This is a genomic window from Bradyrhizobium sp. CCBAU 25338 (genome assembly GCF_028128965.1).
Lineage (GTDB): Bacteria > Pseudomonadota > Alphaproteobacteria > Rhizobiales > Xanthobacteraceae > Bradyrhizobium > Bradyrhizobium liaoningense.
In genome coordinates this window covers 288,483-313,377 of the sequence record NZ_LFKY01000037.1, presented here as the reverse complement: position 1 = coordinate 313,377, position 24,895 = coordinate 288,483, and the positions used below count along the sequence as shown (strand labels likewise).

Genomic DNA, 24,895 nt, shown 5'->3' with positions numbered 1-24,895 from the left:
ATGTATCCCGCCAATCATTCTCAGTCGCGAGATCTCTATCAGCGAGCGCTGAAGAGCCTGCCGGGTGGCAATACGCGCACCACAGTCTACATGAAGCCGTTTCCGATCTATGCAGCTTCGGGTGCCGGCTGCCGAGTCTGGGACGTCGATGGCAATGAATATATCGACTGCATCAACAACTTCACGTCTCTGATCCATGGCCACGCTCATCCCGCATTGATCGAGGCGGCGACCAAGCAGCTCGCGCTGGGCTCGGCCTTCGGCATGCCGACGGAGTCCGAAGTCGAGCTCGCTGAACTGCTGGCCGCAAGGCTTCCATCGGTAGATCATGTCCGTTTCTGCAATTCGGGCACGGAGGCGGTGATGATGGCGCTAAAGGCTGCCCGCGCCTACACGGGTCGTCCGAAGATCGCCAAGTGCGAGGGGGCTTATCACGGCTCCTATGACTACGCTGAAGTCAGCCTCGACCCGACACCCGCGGCTTGGGGAGGCAACGCCCCGGTATCAGTAGCCTATGCCAAGGGCACGCCGGACAACGTGCTCGCGGACGTCGTGACCATTCCGTTCAACGACGTCCAAGCGGCTGTGAGCTTGATCCGCGAGCATGGTCCCGAACTCGCTTGTGTACTCGTTGATCCGATGCCGAACCGGGCAGGTCTGGTTCCGGCGGATAGAGCCTATTTGGAAGCGATCCGTCAGGTCACGCGCGAAGTCGGCGCGCTGCTTGTATTCGACGAAGTCATCACATTCCGTCTCGGCTATGAGGGGGCACAGGGGCTCTGGGGTATCGATCCGGACCTGACTACGCTCGGCAAGATCATCGGTGGCGGCTTCCCGGTCGGCGCAATCGCCGGCGGCAAGAAGTTCATGTCGGTGTTCGATCCATCTTCCGGCAAGCCGGCGCTCCCGCACGGTGGCACTTTCTCGGCCAATCCCGTCACCATGCGCGCCGGTCTTGCCGCGATGAAGCTGCTCGATCCAGCAGCCTATTCACGCCTCGATAGGATCGGCACCGCGGTACGCGACGGTATCAATGCGGCCTTCCGCAAGACCGGCGTTGCCGGGACCGCAGTCGGATTGGGTTCGCTTCTCAAGATTCATTTTACGGATCGCAACGTCCGTGATTATCGATCAGCTTACTCGAACGAGATGGAAACGAAGCGCCAGGCCGTGTTCAACGCCGGGCTTCTCAATCGCGGGATTTTCGTCGCGAGCTATGGCCTGATGGCGCTGTCGTTGCCGATGACCGATGCTGACGTCGATACGATTGTGAAGGCGGCTGCGGAGTCCTTGGAGGAGGTCGCCGCGTTCGGCTGATCAAGCTCCCTGTACCGCGAACTGTTCCGACCGGCGCTCACTTGACGCCGGATTGAGATCCTCATTCCTACCAGTAGGCTTGCGATGACCTCCAGGATTGACCCTATCACCCGTTCCGTTGTCCAGCACCGCCTAAGTTCGATCGTGAACGAGATGGGTGAGGCGATGCTGCGTACATCTTACTCGCAGATCCTGAATTCCAGCCGTGACTTCTCGCTGGGGATCTGCGACGTAAATGCGCGGTTGATTGCGCAGGCGGACCATATTCCGGTTCATGTCGGCGCGCTGTCCTGGGCCACGCTTGCTATCGAGGAGCGCTTCAAGGACATCAAGCCCGGCGACGTTCTGCTGCTCAACGACCCCTATCATGGTGGCAGTCACTTGCCCGATCTGACCGCGTTCGTGCCAGTCTTCGATGGGAAGCGGAGGCTGTACTGGACCATCGTGCGCGCACACCAAAGCGATATCGGCGGGGCCACTCACGGCGGCTACAATCCGAGTGCGACCGACATTTGGCAGGAAGGATTGCGGGTACCGCCGATCCGTCTTTATGAAGCGGGCAAACTTCGCGACGACCTGCTCGACATGCTGGCACTTAACGTGCGGAATCCTCGCGATTTCCGCGGCGACCTTGCTGCGATGATTGGTGCGGCGCACCTCGGCGAACGCCGGGTTAGGCGGCTGCTCGACGAATTTGGTGGACGGGTCGTCGAAGCGGCCGTCGAAGCAATTCTCGATGCTGCCGAACAACAGACGCGGGCAGTCCTGTCGACATGGCAGGACGGTACGTTCTATGGAGAAGCGTATCTCGACGACGATGGTCATGGCCGAAGCGATATCAGAATCGCGGCGAAGGTGACCAAGAAGGGATCCGATATCGAGATCGATCTTTCGGAATCGGATCCTCAGTCGACGAGCTTTGTCAATTCGTCGCACGCCAATATGCAGGCTGCGGTCGTCATGGCTTTTGCCTATCTCATCGACGCGGACATTCCCAAGAATGCCGGCGCACTTCGGCCGCTGAAGGTCGTTGCCAAACAGGGCACGATCGTATGGGCAGATCCCGGCCGTCCGGTCACGATGTGCACCAGTCATCCTTCGAATGAAATCGTGGAAGCTATCGTCAAGGCACTTTCCCAGTCGTGCCCCGATCGTGCGATGGCCGGGTGGAGCCGCAGATTCCGCATCGCCATCCAAGGTGAGAATCCGCGGACAGGGCGCAATTTCATCTGGCATTTGTTTCAGGCCAGGCCCGGAGGAGGAGCGTCGTCGGCCGGCGATGGTTGGTCATCGATTGGTGAGTGGCATACGGTCGGAGGCATCAAGTTCGGCAGCATCGAAGTCGACGAAGCCCGGTTTCCGCTCTATTTCCGACATCACGAATTTCGTCCGGATTCCGGCGGTGACGGCAAGTTTCGTGGCGGCCAGGGCGTATCGTTGGATCTCGTCGTGGAAACGGCGAAGCCTGCGCGAGCGAACACGGCAGGGGAGGGCACGAAGCATGGAGGATGCGGGATGCTCGGCGGCAGCGATGGGCTTCCACATCAGTACACTCTCGTGTCGCAAGGCCGCGCGCCGCGCGTGCTGCGCACGAAGGAGGTCGGCATCGAAGTCCTTCCCGGCGACTGCTTCGAGGTTCGCTCCTCGGGGGGCGGAGGATGGGGCCCCCCTGGTCAACGGTCCGTTCAGGCGCGCGAAGCCGACTTGATGCAGGGCCTTACGACAAAACTCACAACGATTTAACGGATAGCCTGAAGATGTTTACCATCGGAATCGATGTTGGCGGTACGTACACCGACCTCGTCGCGATCGATCGCGACGGCAACACCGTGTTCGCAAAATCGCCGACAACGCCGGCAGACCAGTCTTTAGGCGTAATGAATGGACTTGAGGAACTCGCAAGCCGGCTGAAGATGCCGCGAGCGGACATGCTCGCTACAACGGACCGCCTGGTGCACGGGACAACGGTCGCGACGAACGCATTGCTCGAGCGGAAGGGAGCAAAGGTCGCGCTTCTCACGACGGAAGGCCATCGTGACGTCATCGAGATGCGCGAGGGTCTGAAGGAAGATCGCTACAATCTCCGCATCGCACCGCCGTCTCCCCTGGTACCGCGCCAGCTGCGCTTCGGTGTACGCGAGCGCGTTAGGCCGAACGGCGAAGTGCTGATCCCACTCGATCAAGACTCTCTCGGTGAGGCGATCTCGGCGATCCGCGCCGCCGGAGCAAGCTCCGTGGCTGTGTGCTTCCTGCATGCCTACCGCAATCCAACGCACGAAATTGCGACCGTCGAACGACTGAAGCGCGAACTTCCGGAACTCGACGTCTCTCGATCGAGCGATGTGTTGCCGCAGATCAAGGAGTATGAACGCGTTTCAACGACGATCGTGAACGCCTACGTCGCTCCGGTGGTGCGGCGCTATCTGACCAATCTGGAAGCCCGGCTGAAAGACGCAGGGTTGGCCAGCAGCCTTTTCATCATTCTTTCGCATGGCGGGATGGCCCCACTCGAGGAAGCCGCGCGGCTCGCTGCTGGCACCGTACTTTCCGGCCCAGCGGGCGGCATCTCGGGAGCCCGACGCTGTGCGGAACTGCTCGGAATTCCCGATCTTGTGCCGTTCGACATGGGGGGGACCAGCACCGACATCTCGCTGATTGCGGATGGACGCGCGTCGCTGTCGGCCGAGGGTGGGCTTGCCGGTCAACGCATCGCGCTCAGGAGCCTCGACATTGCGAGCATCGCCGCCGGTGGAGGCTCGATTGCCACTCTGGACGCGGGTGGTACGCTCCGCGTCGGGCCAGAAAGCGCAGGGTCCGTGCCGGGGCCTGCGTGCTACGGCAACGGCGGTGTCGAGCCGACGGTTACAGATGCCAATGTTGTTCTCGGATATCTGGACGCGTCTGCGTTCATGGGTGGAAAGCGGCCGCTCGATCGCGCGGCCGCAGAAGCGGCAGTCGATCGGCTCGCGAAAGCGCTCGAGCTATCCCGGGACGATGCCGCGGCTGGAATCTATCGAATGGTCAATCTGCGCATGGCGGACGGCATCCGTCTGATGACCCTGCGACGCGGCGTCGACCCACGTCGCTTCGCGCTGCTCAGCTTTGGCGGCGCTGCCGGCCTGCATGCGGCCGAAGTCGCGCGCGAACTCGAAATCAAGCGCGTCATCGTGCCGACGGCGGCTTCGGTCCTGTCCGCCTGGGGCATGTTGACCAGCGACCTGAGGTACGAGGTGAGCAGTACACACTACAGCTCCGGCCAACGGATTACGGCCCAGGAGGTCAGGACCATCTTCGCTGACCTCGAAAGAGAAGCTACGGGCCGTCTGAAGTCGTGGTTTGGTGGCGATGTGGCTGTCGAACGTTCCGCCGAGATGCGCTACGGCGAGCAGATCTTCCAGATTGATGTCCCGCTAAACGATCTCGATTGGAATTCGGAGAACATCGTCGATCGGATAGAGGAGCGATTCCATCGTCGCCACGAAGAACTGTACACCTACTCGTCGCCGGATCAGGAAGCGGTGTTCGTCAATGCGCGGGTCGCTGCCATAGGCGCTGTCCCGAGCGTCGGACAGGTCGCGCGTGGGCAGAAGACCGTAGCGCCCTGCAAGCCAAAGGGACGTCGAAAAGTATTCTTCGGCGAATGGCGAGAAGTTGAAGTATTCGCCGCGGATCAACTTCGTCCTGGTAACAAGATCGAAGGTCCAGCAATTGTGGAAGCTGAGACGACGACCGTCCTGGTTGGTGACGGCGATCAAATCGAGGTCAATGATCTGGGATGGCTCGACATTAGGCTCAGGTGATTGAATGATGAGGCCGCTCAGCGTTTGGGTGCGCCACTCCGTCAGCTTGGTCTGGCCTGAACTGCTGACGTTCCGAGCGCGACCGCGATCTTCGCCTTAGGGCGACGCCTTCGAAAGTCGGGATATCGTGCTGGCGGCAATGCGGCCGCATGCTGGACAGCGATAGGGACTTGGACTATTTCTGCCGCAGCGCGCGGGCGAGCTGATCTTCCAGCGGCTTGCGCAGGTAGGCGAGCGCCGTCCGCACGCCGTTCTGGATGAAGGCTTCAACCGGCATGCCGGGCACCAAAGCCTTGCCGTCGAGCTTGGCGAGTTCGCTCGCGTCGAGGCTGATGCGGGCGACGTAGTAAGCCGCGCCGGATTGCGGGTCTTTGGTCAGGTCGGCGGCGATCCGCGTCAACGTGCCGTCGAGCTCGGGGGTCACGGCGGCGTCGAACGCGCTGAAGCGGAGCTTGGCGGATTGCCCGACCTTGAGCCGGTCGATCATTTGCGGATCGACCCGGGCCTCGACCACAAGCGAATCCTTCGGCACGATGAGCATCAGCTGTTCGCCCGCGGTGATCACGCCTCCGACGGTGAAGACCGATTTCTGGTGGATCAGACCGTCTTGCGGCGCGCGCAATACCACGCGATCGAGCTGGTCCAACGCGGCAACGCGGCGTTCGCCGAGATCGGCAAGCTTGGTCTCGACGTCGCGCAGTTCGGTCGCGACCTCGCGGCGCTGGTCCTGAACCAGCTGGATGATTTGAAGTTCGGTTTCGGTGATCCGGCCCTTGGCGCGCGCGATCTCGGCGATCAGCTGGCCTTCCTCGCCGGTCAGGCGGGAGGCCTCGCGCTCGAGCGCAGTGAGGCGCGCATAGGGTACCAGACGCTTTTCATACAGCTGGCGGACGCCCTCCAACTCGGTGTCGATCCAGCGGATCTGTTCGCGCTTCGACGCGATCTGCGCCTCCAGGCCGCGGATCTCGTCCGCGATCTGCGCCTTGCGTTCGCGCAGCTGCGATTGCTGGCCGCTGATCGCCTCGCGCCGCCGGGCGAACAGCGTGGTCTCGCCCTCGATCATCTCCGCGATCGCAGCGACGGCGCGGCGTGCGGCGATCTCGCCGGGCAGCACCACCGCGTCGCGGCCGTTCTGCTCGGACTGCAGCCGGGCACGACGTACCCCTAGCTGGTTGAGCTGGTTTTCGATCAGCGCAAGGTTGGCACGCGACAGCGTCTCGTCGAGGCGGACCAGCACGTCGCCGGCGCGAACCTGATCGCCGTCGTTGACGTAGATGTCGGCGACCACGCCGCCGGTCGGGTGCTGAACCCGGCGGACGTTGCTGTCGACCACCACCTGTGCCGGCGCGATCACGGCGCTGGCGAGCGGCGCGGTCATCGCCCAAACGCCGGCGGTGGACACCACGATCGCCAGCGTGCCGATTCCGAGTCCGGTGGCGCGTCGGATATCGCGAAACGGATCATTGCGGCGAGCTTCGGGCGTGCGGGGTGCGGTCATATGGTGGTCCTCAACTGGCGGCGGCGGCCGGAACCGAGCGCGCATCGGGCACCGCCTGCAGCGCCGCTCCGCCCGGAGCCGGATGAGCGGCGAGCGATTTGCGCAGCACTTCGTCCTTCGGGCCGAACGCCTGCACCTGGCCGGTCGCCAGCGTCAGCACGAGATCGACCGCGGCGAGCGCCGCCGGTCGATGCGCGATGATGATGGCAATGCCGCCGCGAGCCCGGACGCGCCGGATGGCGTCGGTCAGCGCGGCGTCGCCTTCGGCATCCAGACTGGCGTTCGGCTCGTCGAGCACCACCATGAACGGATCCTTGTAGAGCGCGCGCGCCAACGCGATCCGCTGCCGCTGGCCGCCCGACAGGGTGGCGCCGGCTTCGCCGATCCGCATCTCGAATCCCTTCGGCAGCTTCAGGATCATCTCATAGGCGCCGGCGGCCTTCGCCGCGGCGATCACCGCCGCCTCGTCGATCTCCGGGTCGAAGCGTGCGATGTTCTCCGCCACCGTTCCGTCGAACAATTCGACGTCCTGCGGCAGATAGCCGATCATGCCGCCACGAATTTCTGCCGGCCACTGGTCGAGGGTGGCGCCATCAAGGCGGATCTCGCCGCGTGCGATCGGCCAGATCCCGACCAGCGCCCGCGCCAGCGTCGATTTGCCGGCCGCTGACGGGCCAATGATGCCGACCGCCTGTCCGGCTTCAAGTGCGAACGACGCGTTGTGCACGATCGCGGTGGTGCCGCCGGGGGCGGCGATCGTTACCTGCTCGACCGTGAGCCGATGGACGGCGCGTTCGGGCGCGACGTCCGGATTCGGGGCGTCGCCGTCGCGCAGGGCGGCGCGGAGCCGTTGGCCCGCCTGTCGCGCGCCGAGGAACGGACGCCAGATGGAGATCGCCAGTTCCACCGGCGCGAGCGCGCGGCTGCCCATGATCGACGCGGCGATCATCACGCCGCCGCTGGCCTGCCCCTCGATCACCAGATAGGCGCCGAGGCCGAGCAGCGCCGATTGCAGCATGAAGCGCAGCGTCTTCGACAACGCGCCGAGCGATCCGGCGATATCGGCGTTGCGCTGCTGGGCGGCGACGAGATCGTCGTTGGCGGCCCCGATCCGGTCGATCAACCGCTGCTCCATCCCCAGCGCGGCCACGATTTCGGCGTTGCGCCGACCGGCTTCAAGCTGGACGCCGCGGATTGCGCCGGCACGTGACGCGTCCCGGGTCGGCGCCCGCGTCAGCACCTCGGTGAGCAGCGCGATCCCGAACAGCAGCGCCGCGCCCGCGACCAGCGTCCAGCCGAGATAAGGATGCAAGAGAAAGCAGCCGGCGAGATACAGCGGCATCCACGGCAAGTCGAACAAGGTCGTCGGGCCGAGCCCGGAAAGGAACGACCGGACCGAGTCCAGATCATGTGACAATTGCAGGCCGCGATTCGCGCCGCCGCGCAGCGGCCCGCGCAGGATGTTGCAGACGACCGGTTGCCACAGCGCGGCGTGCAGCGCCGATCCGATCCGGGTCAGAATGCGCTGACGCAGCAGGTCGAACAGCCCTTGCATCGCATACGCCGCCGCCACCGCGATCGACAGCGCGATCAAGGTCGGAATGCTGTGCGATGGAATGACCCGGTCGTACACCTGCAGCATGTAGATAGAGCCGGTGAGCATCAGCAGATTGAGCACCGCCGAGAACAGTCCCACCGTCAGAAAGGCCGTTCTGCAGGAGGCGATCGCGGCCGACGCGAGATCGCCGGACGCGGGAGTCGACGCGGAGGACGTTGTTGCGGTCATGATACTCAATTCAAAAACGACGTCGGACCGTCACGGTCGGATGCGGTCGGCGTTCGTTAGCGAGGTTCAACGTCAGGCGCATGACAAAGCGCGGTGCGCGAAAACGCGGGCCCATGGCAACGAGGCCGCGACAACCTGCGACGAAACGCCGCCTTGGTTCGGAAGTTCGGCCGCGCGGGCCGGCAATCGAAACCTGGCGTGGTCGCCCCTCGCGGCGGGCTGATCGAGCTGTAGCGCGATGACTCATTGGCGATTGCTGCCGGCCGAGAGGTCGAGCGCGCCGCCTGTCGCAGATCGAGTCGTTGGTTCGCGCGGTCTTCGGGGCCTTTCGTGTCGTGACTTCACCGGCCCGTTAAGAAGCAGTCACCGATCTGTTGTCGTCGGCGTTCTAGAAACGCGCATTAACGATCCGTTAACCATCGGCCGTCTGGACCGCGCCCTTACGCATGCCGTGAGGCGGTGATCCGCGACGTCTTCATCTCAAGCGCTGGAGTGGCGATACATGTCGACGACCCCTCATGTCCTGGCGAATGGCGATTTCCTGCAGGACTGGTCCAATACCGGCCTTATCACGACCAACGATGACTGGTCGGGGGTCGCATCGATCGTCGGCTATCTCGGCAACGATGTCGTTTCGGCCACCGGGGTGGACGCGCGTACGGCTACCGGATCGTCGTCAGGAGATGCCGACGTCGTCGCCAACCAGACCAACACCGCCATCACCAACGGCGGTGTGGCCGAATTCCAGATCGCCGACCCGACGGTGGCGCTGAACGGCTCAAACAGTGCGGATGCCCCCAGCCTCGTGATCCATCTCGACGCCACCGGCCGCAAAGATGTCCGGCTGAGCTTCAACGCACGCGACCTCGACGCCAGCACGGACGACTCGGCGCAGCAGATCAACGTGCAGTACCGGCTCGGTTCGAGCGGGGCGTGGACCAACGTTCCGAGCGGTTACGCCGCCGACGTCACCACCGGCGGTGCCGCGACCCAGGTGACGCCGTTCGATCTGCTGCTGCCCGCCGCCGTCGACGGCCGCAACGACATCCAGGTTCGCATTCTCACCACCAACGCCGTCGGCAATGACGAGTGGGTCGGCATCGACGACATCCGCGTCACCAGTTCGTCCGAATCGTCGATCGAAGTTCATCACGTCGCCTTCGCGCCGGATTCGCTCACGGTGTCGCATGACGAAGGTAACAGCGGCCCGACCGTCTATCAGTTCACCGTCGAGCGCAGCGGCGGCACCACGGGCGACGTCGCGTTCTCGGGAACGATCGCTTCGGCGCAGACCGATGCGGCGGACTACGTCGGCGGCAAACCGGTCAGCTTCAGCGGCAGCATCGCGGCGGGAGAGACCTCCGCGGTCGTGACCGTTACCGTCGCCGGCGACATCGACAATGAGGCGAACGAGAGCTTCACACTGACGCTGCAGGACGTTTCCAATTCGGTGGCCGTGACCACCACGATCGGCAGCGCCGCGACGGCGACCGGCACCATCGTCAACGACGACGTCGGCATTACCAAGATCAGCGCGATTCAGGGCAGCGGGGCCGGCAGCGCCATGGTCGGTCAGACTGTGACCGTCGAAGCCATCGTGGTCGGCGACTTCCAGAACGGCGATGCCGACGCCAACCGCAATCTCAACGGCTTCTATCTCCAGGAGGAGACCACCGATTCCGACGGCAACGTGCTGACCTCCGAGGCGATATTCGTCTACGGCGGCGCCACCGACGTCCAGATCGGCGACCGGGTCCGCGTCACCGGCTCGATCAGCGAATATTTCGGTCTGACCGAGCTCACCGCCAGCAACATTTCGGTCGTCCAGGCCGGCGCGGTGGCCGACGTCGACACGATGGCGGTGCAGATCGACCTGTCGTCGATGGGCACCACGCTGAGCCAGGACGGCGACTACCAGCCCGATCTTGAAGCCTATGAAGGCATGCTGGTCACGATTCCGCAGACCCTGACCGTCACCGAGCAGTACAATCTCGACCGGTTCAACGAGATCAAGCTGGTGGCGGGCGAACGGCCCGAACAGTTCACGCAGGAGAACGCGCCCGACGCCGCCGCCTACCAGGCGTATCTGGCCGAGCTCGGTGCTCGCACCATCACCTATGACGATGGCCTGAACGTCCAGAACGCCGCGATCAACAACCTCGACGGCTTCGATCCGAACGACAACCCGTCCGCCGCGCCGAACTACGGCACCGCCGACGCGGTCCGGATGGGTGACACCGTCACCGGCCTGACTGGCGTGCTCGACTATCAATGGGCCGGCAACTCCGCCTCGGGGGCGACCTGGCGGATCCGCTCGGTCGAGGATGGCGCCAACACCTTCGGAGCCGGCGACAATCCGCGCACCGATGCGCCGGAAGACGTCGGCGGCCGCCTGAAGGTGGCGAGCTTCAACGTGCTGAACTACTTCACTACGCTGGACAATGGCGGCACCACCGCGATCGGCGAAGCGCCGCGCGGCGCCGACAACGCCGCGGAGTTCGCGCGTCAGACCGAGAAGCTGGTCGCGACCATCCTCGACATGGACGTTGACGTGCTGGCGCTGACCGAGCTGGAGAACGACTTCTCCGCTGCATCGTCCGGCAACGCCATCAAATATCTGGTCGAACAGCTCAATGCCGTGGCTGGGGCCGGTACCTATGCCTGGGTCGATCCCGGCCAGCAGTTCGTTGGCGGCGACGCCATCGCGGTCGGCTTCATCTACGACACCACCGCGGTGAAGATCGCCGACGGTACGACCATCGAGATCCTCAACGACGCGGACCTGCCCGGCCTCGGCCTTGGCGGCCTGCTCGGGCAGAGCACGGTCGGCGCGGTGTTCGACGGCGAGAACACCAGCCGCAACGCGATCGCGGTGACCTTCGAGGAGCTGGCGACCGGCGAAACCTTCACGGCGATCGCCAACCATCTCAAGTCCAAGAGCGGTACCGGCTCCGGCGCCGATTCCGATCAGGGTGACGGCCAGGGCAACTGGCAGAACCAGCGCGAGCTGGCCGCCACCGCGCTGACCGCGTGGGCGGCGAGCGATCCGACCGGCTCGGGCGATCCGGACGTGATGCTGCTCGGCGACTTCAACGGCTACGCCAAGGAGCAGTCGACCGCGCTCATCGAGGGCGCGGGCTATGAGAATCTGCAGGACCGTGAGGACGGCGCTTATTCCTATGTGTTCGACGGCCAGACCGGCACGCTCGACTATGCGTTCGCCAATGCCAGCCTCGGCGCGCAGGTGTCCGGTGTGACCACCTGGCACATCAACGCCGACGAGGCCGACGCGCTCGACTACAACACCGACTACGGCCGCGACACCTCGATCTTCGACGGCGACTCCTCGATCCGGGTGTCCGACCACGATCCGGTGATCGTAGGCCTCAATCTCGGAGAGCAGGAGCCGACCCCCGCTTACACGCTGCAAATCCTCCATGCATCGGACTTCGAGGCGGGCCTGAACGCAGTCGATCGCGCCGGCAACTTCGCGGCGATCGTCGACTATCTCGAGGAGACCTACGACAACTCCATCACGCTGTCGTCGGGCGACAATTTCATTCCCAGCCCGTTCTTCAGCGCCGGCAGCGACGGCTCGCTGAAGGAGGTCTACGAAACCGCGCTGGAGACCTACTACGGCCTCGCTGCCGGGACGCTGAATATCTCGCCCGGCTTCGGCACCGCCGACATGGCGATGCTGAACATCATCGGCGTGCAGGCCTCGGCGATCGGCAATCACGAATTCGACGCCGGCACCAAGGCGTTCGCCGACATCATCAAGCAGACCGCCGGCTATCCCGGCGCGCAGTTCCCGTACCTCGCAGCCAATCTGGACTTCTCGGCCGATGCCAATCTCGCCTCGGTCTACACCGGCACGATCCAGGATGCCGACGCCTACACCGGCTTCCCGCCGGAGGCCGGTATCGGCAAGAAGATCGCGCCAGCCACGGTCATCGAGGAGAACGGCGAAAAGATCGGCGTGATCGGCGCGACCACGCAGATCGTGCAGAGCATCTCCTCGACCGGCGGCGTCGAAGTGATCGGCGACAATGTCGATGACATGGCGGCACTGGCGGCAATCCTGCAGCCGACTATCGACGGTCTGCTGGCGCAGGGCATCAACAAGATCATCCTGGTCAGCCATCTGCAGCAGCTCGCGCTCGAAAAAGCGCTGGCGCCCCTGCTGCACGGCGTCGACGTCATCGTCGCCGGCGGCTCGCACACGCTGCTGGCGGACGAGACCGACGCGCTCCGTGCCGGCGACACCGCTGCCGACACCTATCCGATCGTCACCGCGAACGCCGACGGCAAAACCACGCTGATCGTCAACACCTCCGGTGAGTATTCCTATGTCGGACGACTGGTGGTCGATTTCGATGCTGAAGGCAACGTGATCTACACCGCCAACACGGCGGTCAACGGCGCCTACGCCAGCACGGAAGAGGTGGTCGCCTCGCTGTACGACGGCAACACCACAGTCGATGTCGACGATGACGGCGACGTAGATGCCGACGACGCCGATCCGTTTGCCGACGGCGGCCGCGGCGATCTGGTCAACGACATCGCCCAGGCGGTGGGTGGCATCATCGATGTGCAGGACGGCAACACTTTCGGCAAGACGGAGGTCTATCTCGAGGGCCGTCGCAGCGAGGAGACCAACCTCGGCGACCTCTCCGCCGATGCGAACCTGTGGTACGCCCAGAAGGTCGACCCGACCGTGCTGGTTTCGATTAAGAACGGCGGCGGCATCCGCGACTCGATCGGCTACGTCTATGCGGTCGGCGGCGAAGCGGTGGAGAGCCCGCCGCTGGCGAACACCAGCGTCGGCAAGGAAGCGGGCGAGGTGTCGCAGCTCGATATCGCCAACTCGCTGCGCTTCAACAACGCGCTGTCGATGGTCACGGTGACCGCGGATCAGCTGCTCGAGGTGCTCGAGCACGCGGTGGCGGCGACCACCGCGACCGCGACGCCCGGCCAGTTCGCCCAGGTCGGCGGCATCGCGTTCTCGTTCGATAAGGATTTGCCGGCCGGCAACCGCGTGCAGTCGGCAGCGCTGATCGATGACAACGGCAATCCGGTGCTGGCGCTGGTCGCGAACGGCGAACTGGTGGTCGATCCGGAGATGGCGATCCGGGTCGTGACCTTGAGCTTCCTGCTCACCGGCGGCGACGGCTATCCGTTCGCGAGCTTCATCGCGGCCAATCCCGCCTTTGCCAACGTCGTCAATCTGTCGCCGGACCTGGTTCCGGATGCGGGGCAGGAGGCGAACTTCGCCGCCGAAGGCACCGAGCAGGATGCCTTCGCCGAATACATGGCGGCGAACTACTCCGACACGCCCTACGACGTCGCCGACACCGACCGGGCGCACGACGAGCGCATCCAGAACCTCGACTATCGTCAAGACACGGTGCTCGAAACCGACGCGCTGGTGCTGGTCGGCGACGACGGTGACAACGAACTCACCGGCGCGCTCGGTGACGACGTCCTCAACGGTCTCGGGGGCGACGACGTCCTCGCCGGGCTGGGTGGCGACGACCAGCTCGATGGCGGGGAAGGCGATGATACCCTGTCCGGCGGTGACGGCGACGACACGCTGCTTGGCGGTGCAGGCGATGACACGCTCGACGGTGGCGCTGACGACGACCGGCTGGCGGGCGGCGACGGTGACGACACCCTGACCGGCGGCGAAGGCGACGACGTCCTGGTCGGCGGCGAAGGCTACGACACCCTGCAAGGTGGCGACGGCAACGACGAGCTGGTGGCTGGCGCGGGCGACACTGCTGAAGCCGGTGAAGGCGACGACCTCATCATCGTCTCCACCGACGATCCCGCGCCGAGTTTGATCGACGGCGGCGCCGGCAACGACACCGTCAAGCTGATCGGCGGCGGCACGGCGGAACTGATCGCCACGCTCAATGTCGAGAGCCTGCTGGTGGCCGCAGGCGCCTGGTCGGTGGCCGGATCGGAATCGTACGACAATGTGACGATCCAGGGCGGCGCGACGCTGGCTTCGAGCCTCGTTGTGGACAACAACGACCACGTCGCCATCGAGGCCGGCGGCGCGCTCTCGGTGTCCGGCAACGCGATCGTCTGGCAGGGCGGTGGCAACGCGGTCATCGACAATGCCGGCGAGATCTCAGGTTCGACCCGTGCGCTCACCACCACGGCGGGGGCGACCGGCTCGGTGACCCTCAACAACCAGGCCGGCGGCGTCGTCCGCGGCGCGCTGACCCCGGAACGGGCCGGTCACGCCGACGCGACCATCACCGTCAACAACGCCGGCGTGATCGAAGCGAACGGCCGCGTCCTCGATTTCCGTACCTTCGACAACAACGGCGCGTCGGCGGTGATCAACAACCTTGCCGGGGGCGTCATCCGCCAGCATGGCAGCGATACCGACGTGATCCGCCCGGGCACCGACGGCATCGTCAACAACTGGGGGACGATCACGACGGATCCGACGTTCGTGGGCGGAGGCGACCTGATCGACTTCCAGAGCGACACCGGCGGCAAGGTCAACAACTATGCCGGCGGCTGGATGGAAGCTTCGCGTCATGCCGTCACCGGTGACAATGCAGTCACCGTCATCAACAGCGGCACGATGATCGGCCGCAACGGGTCCGCCGTGAACTTGGACACCGACGGGTCGCTCGCGCAGAAGGCCTTCATCACCAACCATGGGGTGATGGAAGGTCGCTCCGCCGAGCTGGCCGACTCCGATGGCGACGCCATCGACGTCGACGGCTTGGTGCAGGTGCTGAACTATGGCCGAATTGCCGGCCTCGGTGCCGAGGGCTATCACGACGGCGAACCGAACGTGTCCGAAGCGATCGCGATCGGCGGCGGCGAGATCGTCAACAGCGCCACCGGCGAGATCTACGGCTACGGCCGGGCGATCCAGGTCGACAACTCCAGCAACAGCAACGCATTGGGGGCGACGACCATCGTCAATGACGGTCTGATCCAGGGCGACGGCCACGGACCGGAAGGGGTTTCGCCGGCGGACGCTGCCCGGTTCGACCTCCGCGGCAACGAGGCGATCAACCTCGTCGGCGACTACGAGGACTTCGTCGGCAACAACAGCACCGGCCGGATCGTCGGCGGCATCTCGATGGGCGGCGGCCGCGACACCCTGAACAACTCGGGGTCGATCGTTGCGACGGGCGGTTCGGCGATCGACATGGGCGCCGGCAACGACCAGGTCAACCTCTACGTCGGCGCCACGGTGACCGGCACGATCCTGCTCGGCGTCGGCGACGACGTCGCGCTCTCGACATCTGCGGGCGGCTTCGTCATCGATGGTGGCGATGGCAGCGACACCATCGCCATGGACTACACTTATGGCGGCGATGACGTCCTGTTCGGCGGCGCGGGCAACGACTACATCTACGCCGGTGCCGGCAATGACCAGGTCGATGGCGGTGCCGACAACGACACGTTGTACGGCAATGACGGCGGCGACCTGATCAACGGCGCAGCCGGTGACGACATCATCGACGGCGGCGCCGGGACCGACACCGCGACCTTCTCCGGCGCGATTGCCGGATACGCGATGACGCTCAATGCCGACGGCTCGATCAACATCGCTGATCAGGTCGGCACCGACGGCACCGACACGCTCGGCAACATCGAGGAACTCGGCTTCGCCGACGGCACCTGGAAGCTGCGCATCGGAACCGGCGGCAGCGATACGATCGTCGGCGGCCTCGGCAACGATCTGGTGTTCGGCGGCGCCGGCGACGACACCTTCATCGGCGGCAATGGTCTGGATCGTTACGACGGCGGCGACGGCGTCGACACCATCGATTACAGTCAAATCCTGTTCAAGCTGACGATCGACCTCGACTCCGGGCTGGCCTACTATCCGGGCTATCTCCCGGGCGCCGACCACCTCGCCGGGATCGAGAACGCGGTAGGCACGGCGTTCGGCGACACGCTGATCGGCTCGGCCGGAGCCAACACCCTGAACGGCGGCCTCGGCGACGACCTGCTGATCGGCGGCGCCGGTAACGACGTGCTGCTCGGTGGCTTCGGCGACGACGTACTCCGAAGCGGTGCTGGTGACGACACCATCGACGGCGGCTGCGGTCAGGATCTGTTGGATCTGTCCGACGCCACCGGTGCGGTCACGATCAGCCTGGTGTCCGGCATCGCGACCGGCGCAGGCATCGGCACCGACCACTTCAGCGGCATCGAGGGCTTCGTGCTCGGCGCCGGTGCAGACCATCTTACAGGCGGCAACGGCGCCGATATGTTCGATGGCGGAGCCGGCAACGACGTCATCGCCGGTGGTGCCGGCAATGACACGCTGCGCGGCGGCGACGGCGACGACAGCGTCGACGGTGGCTCCGGCAACGACGTGATCGAGGGTGGCGTCGGCAAGGACACGTTGAAGGGCGGTTCGGGTGTCGACGCCATCTCCGGCGGCGACGGCGACGACACCATCGATGGCGGCTCCGAGAACGACATGCTGAATGGTGGTGCCGGCAACGACACCATCAAGGGTGGCTCGGGTGCCGATATCCTCGCGGGCGATGCCGGCAACGACATCCTGTCCGGCGGCTCGGGTGCCGACGTGTTCATGTTCGCCGCCGGCTTCGGCAAGGACACCGTCACCGACTTCGCCACCACCGGTGCCTCGGCCGACGTGCTGCAATTCTCAAGCAGCCTGTTCTCCAACTTCGCCGAAGTGATGTCGCACACCACGCAGGTCGGCAACAACGTCGTCTTGACGCTCGATGCCGACAACACCGTGACGCTGGCTAATCTGCAGATGGCCTCGCTCGCGGCAGACGACTTCCGCTTCGTCTGATCCATTGCGGATCGAACCGGACCACGGAACGCAAGAGCGTTCCGTGGTCCTTCGCGACAAGCGTCCCGACACGTCGCCGCTGGGGCAGGAGAGGATTGTCGTCTAATTCAGATTGCCAAAATTCCGGCCGTCCAACCGCGCGTCCACTCAGAACAGTGTCCGTGAGCTCGAAGGTGTCGTCCGCGTGTTGCGTCAGCGATCGGGTCGGATCGGCCATGTGTTTGCACGGCAACGCTCGAGGTTAGTCTTGGCATCCTGCCGTGGTCGTGGGCGGTGATGCGCGATCGTCAGGTTGAGAGCCGTGCATGGATGCCGTCCTGCGTCCAGTCATGACGCGCGAGCCGGCGCAAGGCTCCGGGCGCTTAGGAACTTGCGGTGGCATCTCGGGTTTTGGGTGCGGGGCCCGCAATCGAAGGGAAGAGTCATGCGGCAGAAGGCGAAGGTCGGGAACTATGATGCGCCCGCCGCCTGTTCAAGGACGTCCCTCCCGAAATCGTCGACGGCGGAGAGGCGCCGATTTCGGCATCGCGAATGCTGGATGAGGCACATGGTCAGGGGTGGATGACGATGAGGGACAGCACGTCGGATGTCGCCGACATCGGGAACGCCGTTCACTTGTGCATCGACATGCAGAACATCTTCGCTCCCGGCGGCCTTTGGGCGACGCCCTGGATGGAGCGTGTCCTGCCGACGATCGTTTCGGTCGTCTCGCGGAATCCCGCGAGAACGATGTTCACGCGCTTCATCGCCCCGCAGGATCCGGAGGATCGTCCGGGGCAGTGGCAGAGCTATTTTCGCCGCTGGCACCAGGCGACCCGCAGGCATCTGCCGCAGTCCGCCCTCGAGCTTGTGCCGTCCTTGAACCGCTTCGTTCCGCCGGCGGCCGTCATCGACAAGCCGGCCTATTCGGCTTTCAGCAATCCCGGTCTCGCGAGCCTGCTGGTCGAAAAGAAGATCGGTACCGTCGTGATATCAGGCGCAGAGACGGACGTCTGCGTGCTTTCGACGGTCCTGAGCGCCGTCGATCTCGGCTTCAGGGTCGTCATCGTCGAGGACGCGCTGTGCAGCTCGTCGGACGTCGGGCACGATGCGCTCATGACGATGTATCGCACCCGCTTTCACGGCCAGGTCGACCTGGTGACAGCGGAAGAGCTGGCCGAATTCTGGCGGGAGTAGGAAGCGAAGCGGGATACGATCCGACAATCGCGAAGGCAATGCGCACCCGGTGCCCTTTGTGATGGGTCAAGCGACGGCGGCCTCGGCCATCACCGAGGCTCAAGCGCGATGATCACGCCCTCGTTGCCCCGGAGCCGTTTCGTCACGGGACCCGGCGCTCATCGCCTTGCTTCACCCCGTTGTGCCCAGCGTGCGCTGCAATCTGCCTTGCGGCAGTTCGGGCGCTCTCGATGCCCTTGGGGAAACCGCTGCGGTTCGGATAGAGCTTGCGCCGTGCGTCGCGCGGCGGGCGTCGCGGCTTGGTGTCCTGCGCGGCGCGGTAGTCGAGCATGGCGATGCCGCCGACCATCAGCAGTGCGAGCGCGATGTTGCCCTTCTTGGGGTTGTCCGGCGTCAGCCCCGAAAGCAGCGCGGCGGCATCGAGGCCGTCGCCGCCGACGCGGGCCCACAGGCCGGCGTTCTTGTCTACCGAGAGCGACATGATCCCGGCCAGGATCTCGCGCACCCCAAAGGCTCGGACCAGGGTCTCATGACCTTCCATGCCGAGCGTGCGCGTGACGCGACTTGGCGCGAACAACTCGACGACGCCAAGACCAATGCTGAACCAGCCGAGTGCGCGCGCGAGCTGGTCCGCGGGCTGCTTCAGGCTCGGTCCGCCCTCGACGATCTTCGGGTCGCCCTTGGTGCGCACGATATTGGAGAAATGAAACATTGGTCTTGCTCCTCAGGGCTTCAGCACGACCTTGACGCAGGAATCGCGCTTGTCGCGGAACACCTGGTACATCTCGGGGCCCTGGCTGAGCGGCACGGTGTGGGTGATGACGAACGACGGATCGATCTCGCCCTCTTCGATGCGGCGGAGCAGGTCGTCGGCCCAGCGGTTGACGTGGGTCTGGCCGGTCCGCATCGTCAGGCCCTTGTTCATGAAGGCGCCCATCGGCATCTTGTCGGAGAGGCCGCTATAGACGCCGGCGACGGAGATGATGCCGCCGGGCCGGCAGACATAGATCATCTCGCGCAGCACGTGCGGCCGGTCGCTTTCCAGCATCACCATCTGCTTGGCGCGATCGAGCACTGTGTCGGGCTGGGACGCCATCACGTGAGCCTCCATGCCGGCGCAGTCGATGCACTTTTCGGGGCCCTTGCCGTCGGTGAGCTCGTTCAGCCGCTCCACCACGCTCTCGGTCTCGAAATTGATCGTGGTGGCGCCGCCGGCCTCGGCCATGCTGAGCCGCTCGGGCAGGCAGTCGATCGCGACCACCTGGTTGGCGCCGAGCAGGATGGCGCTGCGGATCGCCATCTGCCCGACCGGGCCACAGCCCCAGATCGCGACCGTATCGGTCGGCTCGATGTCGCATTGCCCGGCGGCCTGCCAGCCGGTCGGGAAGATGTCGCTGAGGAATAGCAATTGCTCGTCGGGAATACCGGCGGGCACCTTGATGTGGGTGGCGTCGGCAAAGGGCACGCGCAGATACTCAGCCTGGCCGCCGGGATAGCCGCCGGTCAGATGCGTATAGCCGAACAGGCCAGCCGTCGCGTGTCCGAACGCCTTGTCGGCCAGATGACGCTTGCGGTTGGTGGTCTCGCACACCGAAAAATTGCCGCGCTTGCACTGATCGCATTCGCCGCAAATGATCGTGAATGGCACGACGATGCGGTCGCCCTTCTTCAGCTTGCCGTCGACGCCCGAGCCGACCTCGACCACTTCGCCCATGGTCTCGTGGCCCATGATGTCGCCGGGCAGCATGCCGGGAATGAAATTGTGGAAGAGATGAAGGTCGGAGCCGCAGATGGCGCAGCTTGTGACCTTGATGATGGCATCGCGCGGATCCTGGATCTCCGGATCGGTGACGGTGTCGCACCGGATGTCCTCCTTGCCGTGCCAGACCAGCGCCTTCATCTTCCGTCCTCCCGGTTGAACCACGTGCCATCTAAGTCCAGGAATGAACGATGGTTGCTACCGCCCCGCGCAAATTCTTCGCGCTGCGCAAATAGGAACGAGGGAGCAGGGCAGCGATTGGGCGTCATCACCTCAATTCCAAGGATATGCGCATGCCCGCCAATCAACTCGCCGTCGTCACAGGCGCCTCCACCGGTATCGGCCTGGAACTCGCCAGGTGCTGCGCCCAGGCAGGTTTCAACCTCGTCATCGCGGCGGACGAGCCCCAGATCGAAAGGGTAGCCGTCGATCTGCGCCGGCTCGGCAGCAGCGTGGAGCCGGTCGAGGCCGACCTCGCCACCACCGAGGGGGTCGACAAGCTCTGTGCCGCCGTCGCCGACCGGCCGATCGATGCGCTGCTGGCGAATGCCGGCATCGGTCTCGGCAGGGCCTTCCTCGACCAGGACTTCGCCGGGGTGAGACGCCTCATCGATACCAACATCACCGGCACGCTGTATCTGATCCACCGCGTCGGCAACGAGATGCTTCGCCGCAATGCGGGCCGGATCCTGATCACCGGCTCGATCGCGGGGTTCATGCCGGGCAGTTTCCAGGCTGCCTACAACGCCAGCAAGGCGTTCCTGGATTCATTCTCGTTTGCACTGCGCGAGGAGCTGCGCGACAGCGGCGTCACCGTCACCTGCCTGATGCCGGGTGCGACCGAGACCGAGTTCTTCCGCCGTGCCGGCATGATGGACACCAGGGTCGGCACCGAGAAGAAGGACAGCGCCTATGACGTCGCCAAGGCCGGGTTCGATGCAATGCTGCGCGGGGAGTCCGACATCGTCACCGGGCTGAAGAACAAGATCCAGACGACGGTCGCCAACGTCACGCCGAACGAGATGCTGGCCAAGCAGCACCGCAAGATGGCCGAGCCGGGCACCGCGCGGTCGTAGCGGCGCGGGCGCAATCTCGCGGAGCGGCGCGAGCCGTCTTGCGGACGGACAAAGGAGATCGCCGATTCACATTCATGCACAGCGGCCGCAGAGCGTTTCTGGGCAAGTGACGTCTTTTGAGTAACTTACGTTGCGCGGGGCGGAAGTTTTTCGGCGAGCCGAGCAACCGTTCCGCGTCAGGAACGTTGGACGCACGCCAGCGCGATTTTGCCTGGCATCATCAACATGTGAACGCAACGGCGCGCTCCACTGACTGACAGGGATACGCCATGACGATGATGCGGCGTCGGGTCAAGCACGAGGATACCTTGGAGGCGCGGCTGGCTGCCGAAGCGGAGCGGCTGCGCGAAGAGGCCAAATCGCTCCCGCCGGGCGCGGCGCGCGACGATATGCTGCGCAAGGCGCGCCAGGCCGAGACGGGATCTCAGATGAGCGAATGGCTGCGATCGCCGGGCTTGCAACCGCCCAGTTAGGGACCGCTGCTGCAGCGTGCAGCTGGTCAGCTGCACGCGCCGGGAACGGGTCAGATGTCGGCGCGTACCGATGCGCTGGTGTCGTGGGCAGAAACCGGAAAAATGAGCACCACGTCCATCGTTCCCCGTTGCGTCCGGTTGTCACCCGGCGGTGCGGGAAATCAACGCCGCTTCGCCGCTTTGGTTCGCCGGTTGTAGGGCGAGCGGTTGACTGGCCTCAGCGAAATCCCTTCGCGTTGCGCCTTGCTGCGGATGGCCGCGACCGGCCGCTGAAGCTTGATGCTCATCACGCCGGTTGGCGTGTTGCCTTTCGCGAGCTGCTTCAGCTTGCTGACGTCCGCCGGCGTCCAGGGCTGGCGCGCGCGGCGCTTATACGCGGGATTGGCCTTGCGCGGTCCCTTACGGCCGATCGGCGAGCCCGGCCGTTTCCATGCTGCTTTTGCCATGATGATCCTCCTTCAAGTCGTTCTTGAACATGCGAATCGGCATTTCGGTTCCGGCGCAGTGCGGCGACGATGGCCGCGCGCCCGTCTGCCGCGCAAAATTGCGTGGCGTTAACTTATTGAAATGCCGGAACCGCAAGTTGCGGCTGAAGCTACAAATGCGCTTCCGGAACCGGGCCGCCCCAACCGGCACCGACTTGACTGACGAGCGGCTTGGGCCCCGGCGCCCAACCTCCCGTCGGGCCAGCTTTCTTCCATCCAGATCCAACGTGAAAAACCATGACCGCCAGACGTAACCGCAGGAAACAGACCCAATCGCTCCAGGAGCGGTTGGCCGCCTTCGCCGAAAGTGCCCGCGAGCGCGCGCGCAGCCTGCCACCCGGCCGGGAACGCGAGATGCTGCTGCGACGCGCCAAGCAGAACGAGGTGACCTCGAACCTGACAGAGTGGCTGAGCGCACCTGTCTCCCCAAGACGAGGACAGTCGTAATGGGGAGCATCAAGCATTACCGCGCGTTTCAGATCGATCCGGACGGCCACGTGTTCGGATGCATCAATCTGGTCTGCGACGATGACGAGCAGGCCAAGCGCGAAGCGGCCGCGCTCGTGCTGGCCCACCGCATCGAGCTGTGGCGGCTCGACCGGCGGATCGCGAAATTCGATCTGCCGCGGGAGGCTGCTCGGCAGTAGAGCTGTGGGAACCGCGCGCTGCGCGGCGGGTTGGTCGATGACCGACTTTGCCAGGAGCCAGCATGACGGAAGCCGACGTTCGCAAGGGAATGCCGCTCGTCAAGCTGTCGCGCGAGGAGTTCGACCGGCGTTACAAGGAGCAGTTCGTCGACCCTGCCTTTGCCCCGCTGCAACGTGAGCTCGATGCCATCACTGCTGCGGCCTGGGACGCCTATAGCCATTCGCGCAAGGCGCCGTTGACGCGGAAGGCGGGTGCAGGCTTCTCCGACCCCGACTACGATCTTGCCCTCGACTGGCTCGATGCGCGCGCAAAGATCCTGGAAGCGCAGCGGCGCCACGACGATGCGGACGAGATGCCGCGGATTCTCGTCATCAACGGCTCGGCGCGCAGCGAACACACCTGTCCCGGCGAGATGTCCAAGACCTGGCGGCTGGTCAAGCTGGCCGAGCCCGTCTTCATCGAGATGGGATATGCCGTCGATATCCTCGATCTGTCGCGCCTCGCCTCGGAGTTCGGCAAGACCATTCATCCCTGCAAGTCCTGCGTCGGCACCGCCATGCCGCTCTGCCACTGGCCGTGCAGCTGCTATCCGAACCATTCACTGGGCCAGACCGGCGACTGGATGAACGAGATCTATCCGTTCTGGGTTGCCGCCCACGGCATCCTGATCGTGACGCCGGTGCACTGGTATCAGGTGCCCGCCGGGCTCAAGGCGATGATGGACCGCATGGTCTGCGCCGACGGCGGCAATCCCGATCCGACCTCGACCCACGGCAAGAACGCCACCGAAGCCAAGGCGATGGAGCTGAAGGGCTGGCCCTATCCACGCCATCTCGCCGGCCGTCATTTCGGCGTCGTCGTTCACGGCGATGCGGTCGGCGCCGAGGGCGTGCGCCGGGCCTTGTCCGACTGGCTGACCGACATGCAGCTGATCTCGGCGGGGCGCTTCGCCGAGCTCGACGGCTATGTCGGCTACATGGAGCCATACGCCACCTCGCATCGCGATCTCGATGAGGACAGGGAATTCCAGCAGAAGGTGCAGAATGCGGCGCGCGCGCTGGGCAACGCGGTCCGGCTTGCAAGGAGCGGGCGCCTCGAGGAGCCCGGTACCGGTCTTGCGGATCCGAACCCGAAATGACGCCGCCGCTCGATTGCCTGATCGTCGGCGGCGGCCCGGCCGGGCTGATGGCCGCGATCTATCTGGCGCGATTTCATCGCAATGTCTGCGTCGTGGACGCCGGCGCCAGCCGGGCGGCGCTGATCCCGCGCAGCCACAATGTCCCGGGTTTCGTCCACGGGCTGTCCGGCACTGAACTGATCAAACGGATGTCGGCCCAGCTGGACGAGCTCGCCGTCACGCGCGTGGACGCCGAGGTCACCGCCCTGCAGCGACACGATCAGGGCTTTCTGGCGAGCTGGAATGGCCGCACGCATGCGGCCGCCGCCGTCATTCTCGCCTGCGGCATCGTCGATACCCATCCGCCGTTCGACGAATGGCGCGCCGCCGTTGCGGATGGGCTGTTGCGCTACTGCCCCGTCTGCGACGCCTTCGAGGCGACCGGCCGCCGCATCGGCGTCATCGGCCCGCTCGCGCGTGCCGCAGGCAAGGCGCTGTTCCTGCGGGGCTATTCGCGCGACGTCACGCTGCTCGCAACGGAGGGGGATGACGATCAGGCGGCAACGTCACGATTGGCCGAGGCGGATGTGGAGGTCCTGTTCGCGCCCGATCTGCGTTTGCGGCGGAGAGGCGAGGGCGTCGAAGCCGTATTCGCCGATGGCCGCACGGCGCAGTTCGACATGGTCTATCCCGCGATGGGTGCGGAGGTGCGCTCGCAGCTCGCGGTGTCGCTTGGCGCCGAACATACCGGGGAGGGCTATTTGAAGGTCGACGACCGTCAGCGCACGTCGATCGGTGGGCTCTACGGCATCGGCGACGTCGTCACCGACCTGCACCAGATCTCGGTCGCGTTCGGCCACGCCGCAATTGCCGCCTGCACGATCCACAACAGCCTGCCGCCGCGACTGGCCTGACCGGGGCCGCTGGCGGTGAGCCTCGCGATCGACC

Annotated in this window: 16 protein-coding genes; 11 read left to right on the top strand and 5 right to left on the bottom strand. The window is 65.0% G+C overall.

The window, feature by feature from the left end:
• The 3 genes from ACM42_RS19860 (at position 1) to ACM42_RS19850 (ending at position 5,117) form a co-directional block, all read left to right on the top strand.
• The gene (locus ACM42_RS19860; protein WP_271529509.1) at positions 1-1,317 is read left to right on the top strand and encodes an aspartate aminotransferase family protein; all 1,317 of its coding nucleotides are present in this window, start codon (positions 1-3) and stop codon (positions 1,315-1,317) included.
• An 84-nt stretch (positions 1,318-1,401) separates the two neighbouring features.
• Entirely contained in the window at positions 1,402-3,060 is a 1,659-nt protein-coding gene (locus tag ACM42_RS19855; protein WP_271529508.1) for a hydantoinase B/oxoprolinase family protein, read from the top strand.
• A gap of 14 nt (positions 3,061-3,074) precedes the next feature.
• Positions 3,075-5,117 carry a hydantoinase/oxoprolinase family protein gene (locus ACM42_RS19850; RefSeq protein WP_271529507.1) on the top strand — a complete coding sequence of 681 codons (2,043 nt, stop codon included), beginning with the start codon at positions 3,075-3,077 and terminating at the stop codon, positions 5,115-5,117.
• A gap of 175 nt (positions 5,118-5,292) precedes the next feature.
• On the opposite strand, the gene ACM42_RS19845 is transcribed toward ACM42_RS19850, so the two are convergent.
• Together ACM42_RS19845 and ACM42_RS19840 are read right to left on the bottom strand one after the other, a co-directional pair.
• Positions 5,293-6,615, bottom strand: coding sequence for an HlyD family type I secretion periplasmic adaptor subunit (locus tag ACM42_RS19845; protein ID WP_271529506.1), 1,323 nt, complete (start codon positions 6,613-6,615; stop codon positions 5,293-5,295).
• Positions 6,616-6,625: 10 nt separating this feature from the next.
• Positions 6,626-8,401 (bottom strand): type I secretion system permease/ATPase, encoded by a 1,776-nt coding sequence (locus ACM42_RS19840; RefSeq protein ID WP_271529505.1) that lies wholly within the window; start codon positions 8,399-8,401, stop codon positions 6,626-6,628.
• Positions 8,402-8,903: 502 nt separating this feature from the next.
• Here ACM42_RS19840 and ACM42_RS19835 point away from each other — a divergent pair.
• A complete protein-coding gene (locus ACM42_RS19835; protein WP_271529504.1) occupies positions 8,904-17,213 on the top strand; it encodes an ExeM/NucH family extracellular endonuclease in 8,310 nt (2,769 codons plus the stop codon).
• 567 nt (positions 17,214-17,780) lie between these two features.
• The gene (locus ACM42_RS19830; RefSeq protein WP_271529503.1) at positions 17,781-18,389 is read left to right on the top strand and encodes a cysteine hydrolase family protein; all 609 of its coding nucleotides are present in this window, start codon (positions 17,781-17,783) and stop codon (positions 18,387-18,389) included.
• Between the two features lie 142 nt (positions 18,390-18,531).
• On the opposite strand, the gene ACM42_RS19825 is transcribed toward ACM42_RS19830, so the two are convergent.
• Entirely contained in the window at positions 18,532-19,101 is a 570-nt protein-coding gene (locus ACM42_RS19825) for a hypothetical protein (RefSeq protein WP_271529502.1), read from the bottom strand.
• Positions 19,102-19,113: 12 nt separating this feature from the next.
• Entirely contained in the window at positions 19,114-20,289 is a 1,176-nt protein-coding gene (locus ACM42_RS19820) for a zinc-dependent alcohol dehydrogenase (RefSeq protein WP_271529501.1), read from the bottom strand.
• 152 nt (positions 20,290-20,441) lie between these two features.
• Between ACM42_RS19820 and ACM42_RS19815 the strand changes: the two genes are divergently transcribed.
• Entirely contained in the window at positions 20,442-21,224 is a 783-nt protein-coding gene (locus ACM42_RS19815) for an SDR family NAD(P)-dependent oxidoreductase (RefSeq protein WP_271529500.1), read from the top strand.
• 275 nt (positions 21,225-21,499) lie between these two features.
• On the top strand, positions 21,500-21,697 hold the full coding sequence (locus ACM42_RS19810; protein WP_271529578.1) for a hypothetical protein: 198 nt from the start codon (positions 21,500-21,502) through the stop codon (positions 21,695-21,697).
• A 161-nt stretch (positions 21,698-21,858) separates the two neighbouring features.
• Here ACM42_RS19810 and ACM42_RS19805 read toward each other — a convergent pair whose 3' ends face one another.
• Positions 21,859-22,143, bottom strand: a complete 285-nt coding sequence (locus ACM42_RS19805; RefSeq protein ID WP_057197072.1) for a hypothetical protein — start codon at positions 22,141-22,143, stop codon at positions 21,859-21,861.
• 276 nt (positions 22,144-22,419) lie between these two features.
• Here ACM42_RS19805 and ACM42_RS19800 point away from each other — a divergent pair, with 276 nt between their 5' ends.
• The 4 genes from ACM42_RS19800 (at position 22,420) to ACM42_RS19785 (ending at position 24,861) form a co-directional block, all read left to right on the top strand.
• The gene (locus tag ACM42_RS19800) at positions 22,420-22,629 is read left to right on the top strand and encodes a hypothetical protein (RefSeq protein ID WP_271529499.1); all 210 of its coding nucleotides are present in this window, start codon (positions 22,420-22,422) and stop codon (positions 22,627-22,629) included.
• Positions 22,629-22,829 carry a hypothetical protein gene (locus ACM42_RS19795; protein WP_271529498.1) on the top strand — a complete coding sequence of 67 codons (201 nt, stop codon included), beginning with the start codon at positions 22,629-22,631 and terminating at the stop codon, positions 22,827-22,829. Before ACM42_RS19800 ends, ACM42_RS19795 begins: the two co-directional genes overlap by 1 nt.
• A gap of 62 nt (positions 22,830-22,891) precedes the next feature.
• Positions 22,892-23,968, top strand: coding sequence for a flavodoxin family protein (locus tag ACM42_RS19790; RefSeq protein WP_271529497.1), 1,077 nt, complete (start codon positions 22,892-22,894; stop codon positions 23,966-23,968).
• A complete protein-coding gene (locus ACM42_RS19785) occupies positions 23,965-24,861 on the top strand; it encodes an NAD(P)/FAD-dependent oxidoreductase (protein ID WP_271529496.1) in 897 nt (298 codons plus the stop codon). Before ACM42_RS19790 ends, ACM42_RS19785 begins: the two co-directional genes overlap by 4 nt.
• Positions 24,862-24,895 lie beyond the last annotated feature (34 nt).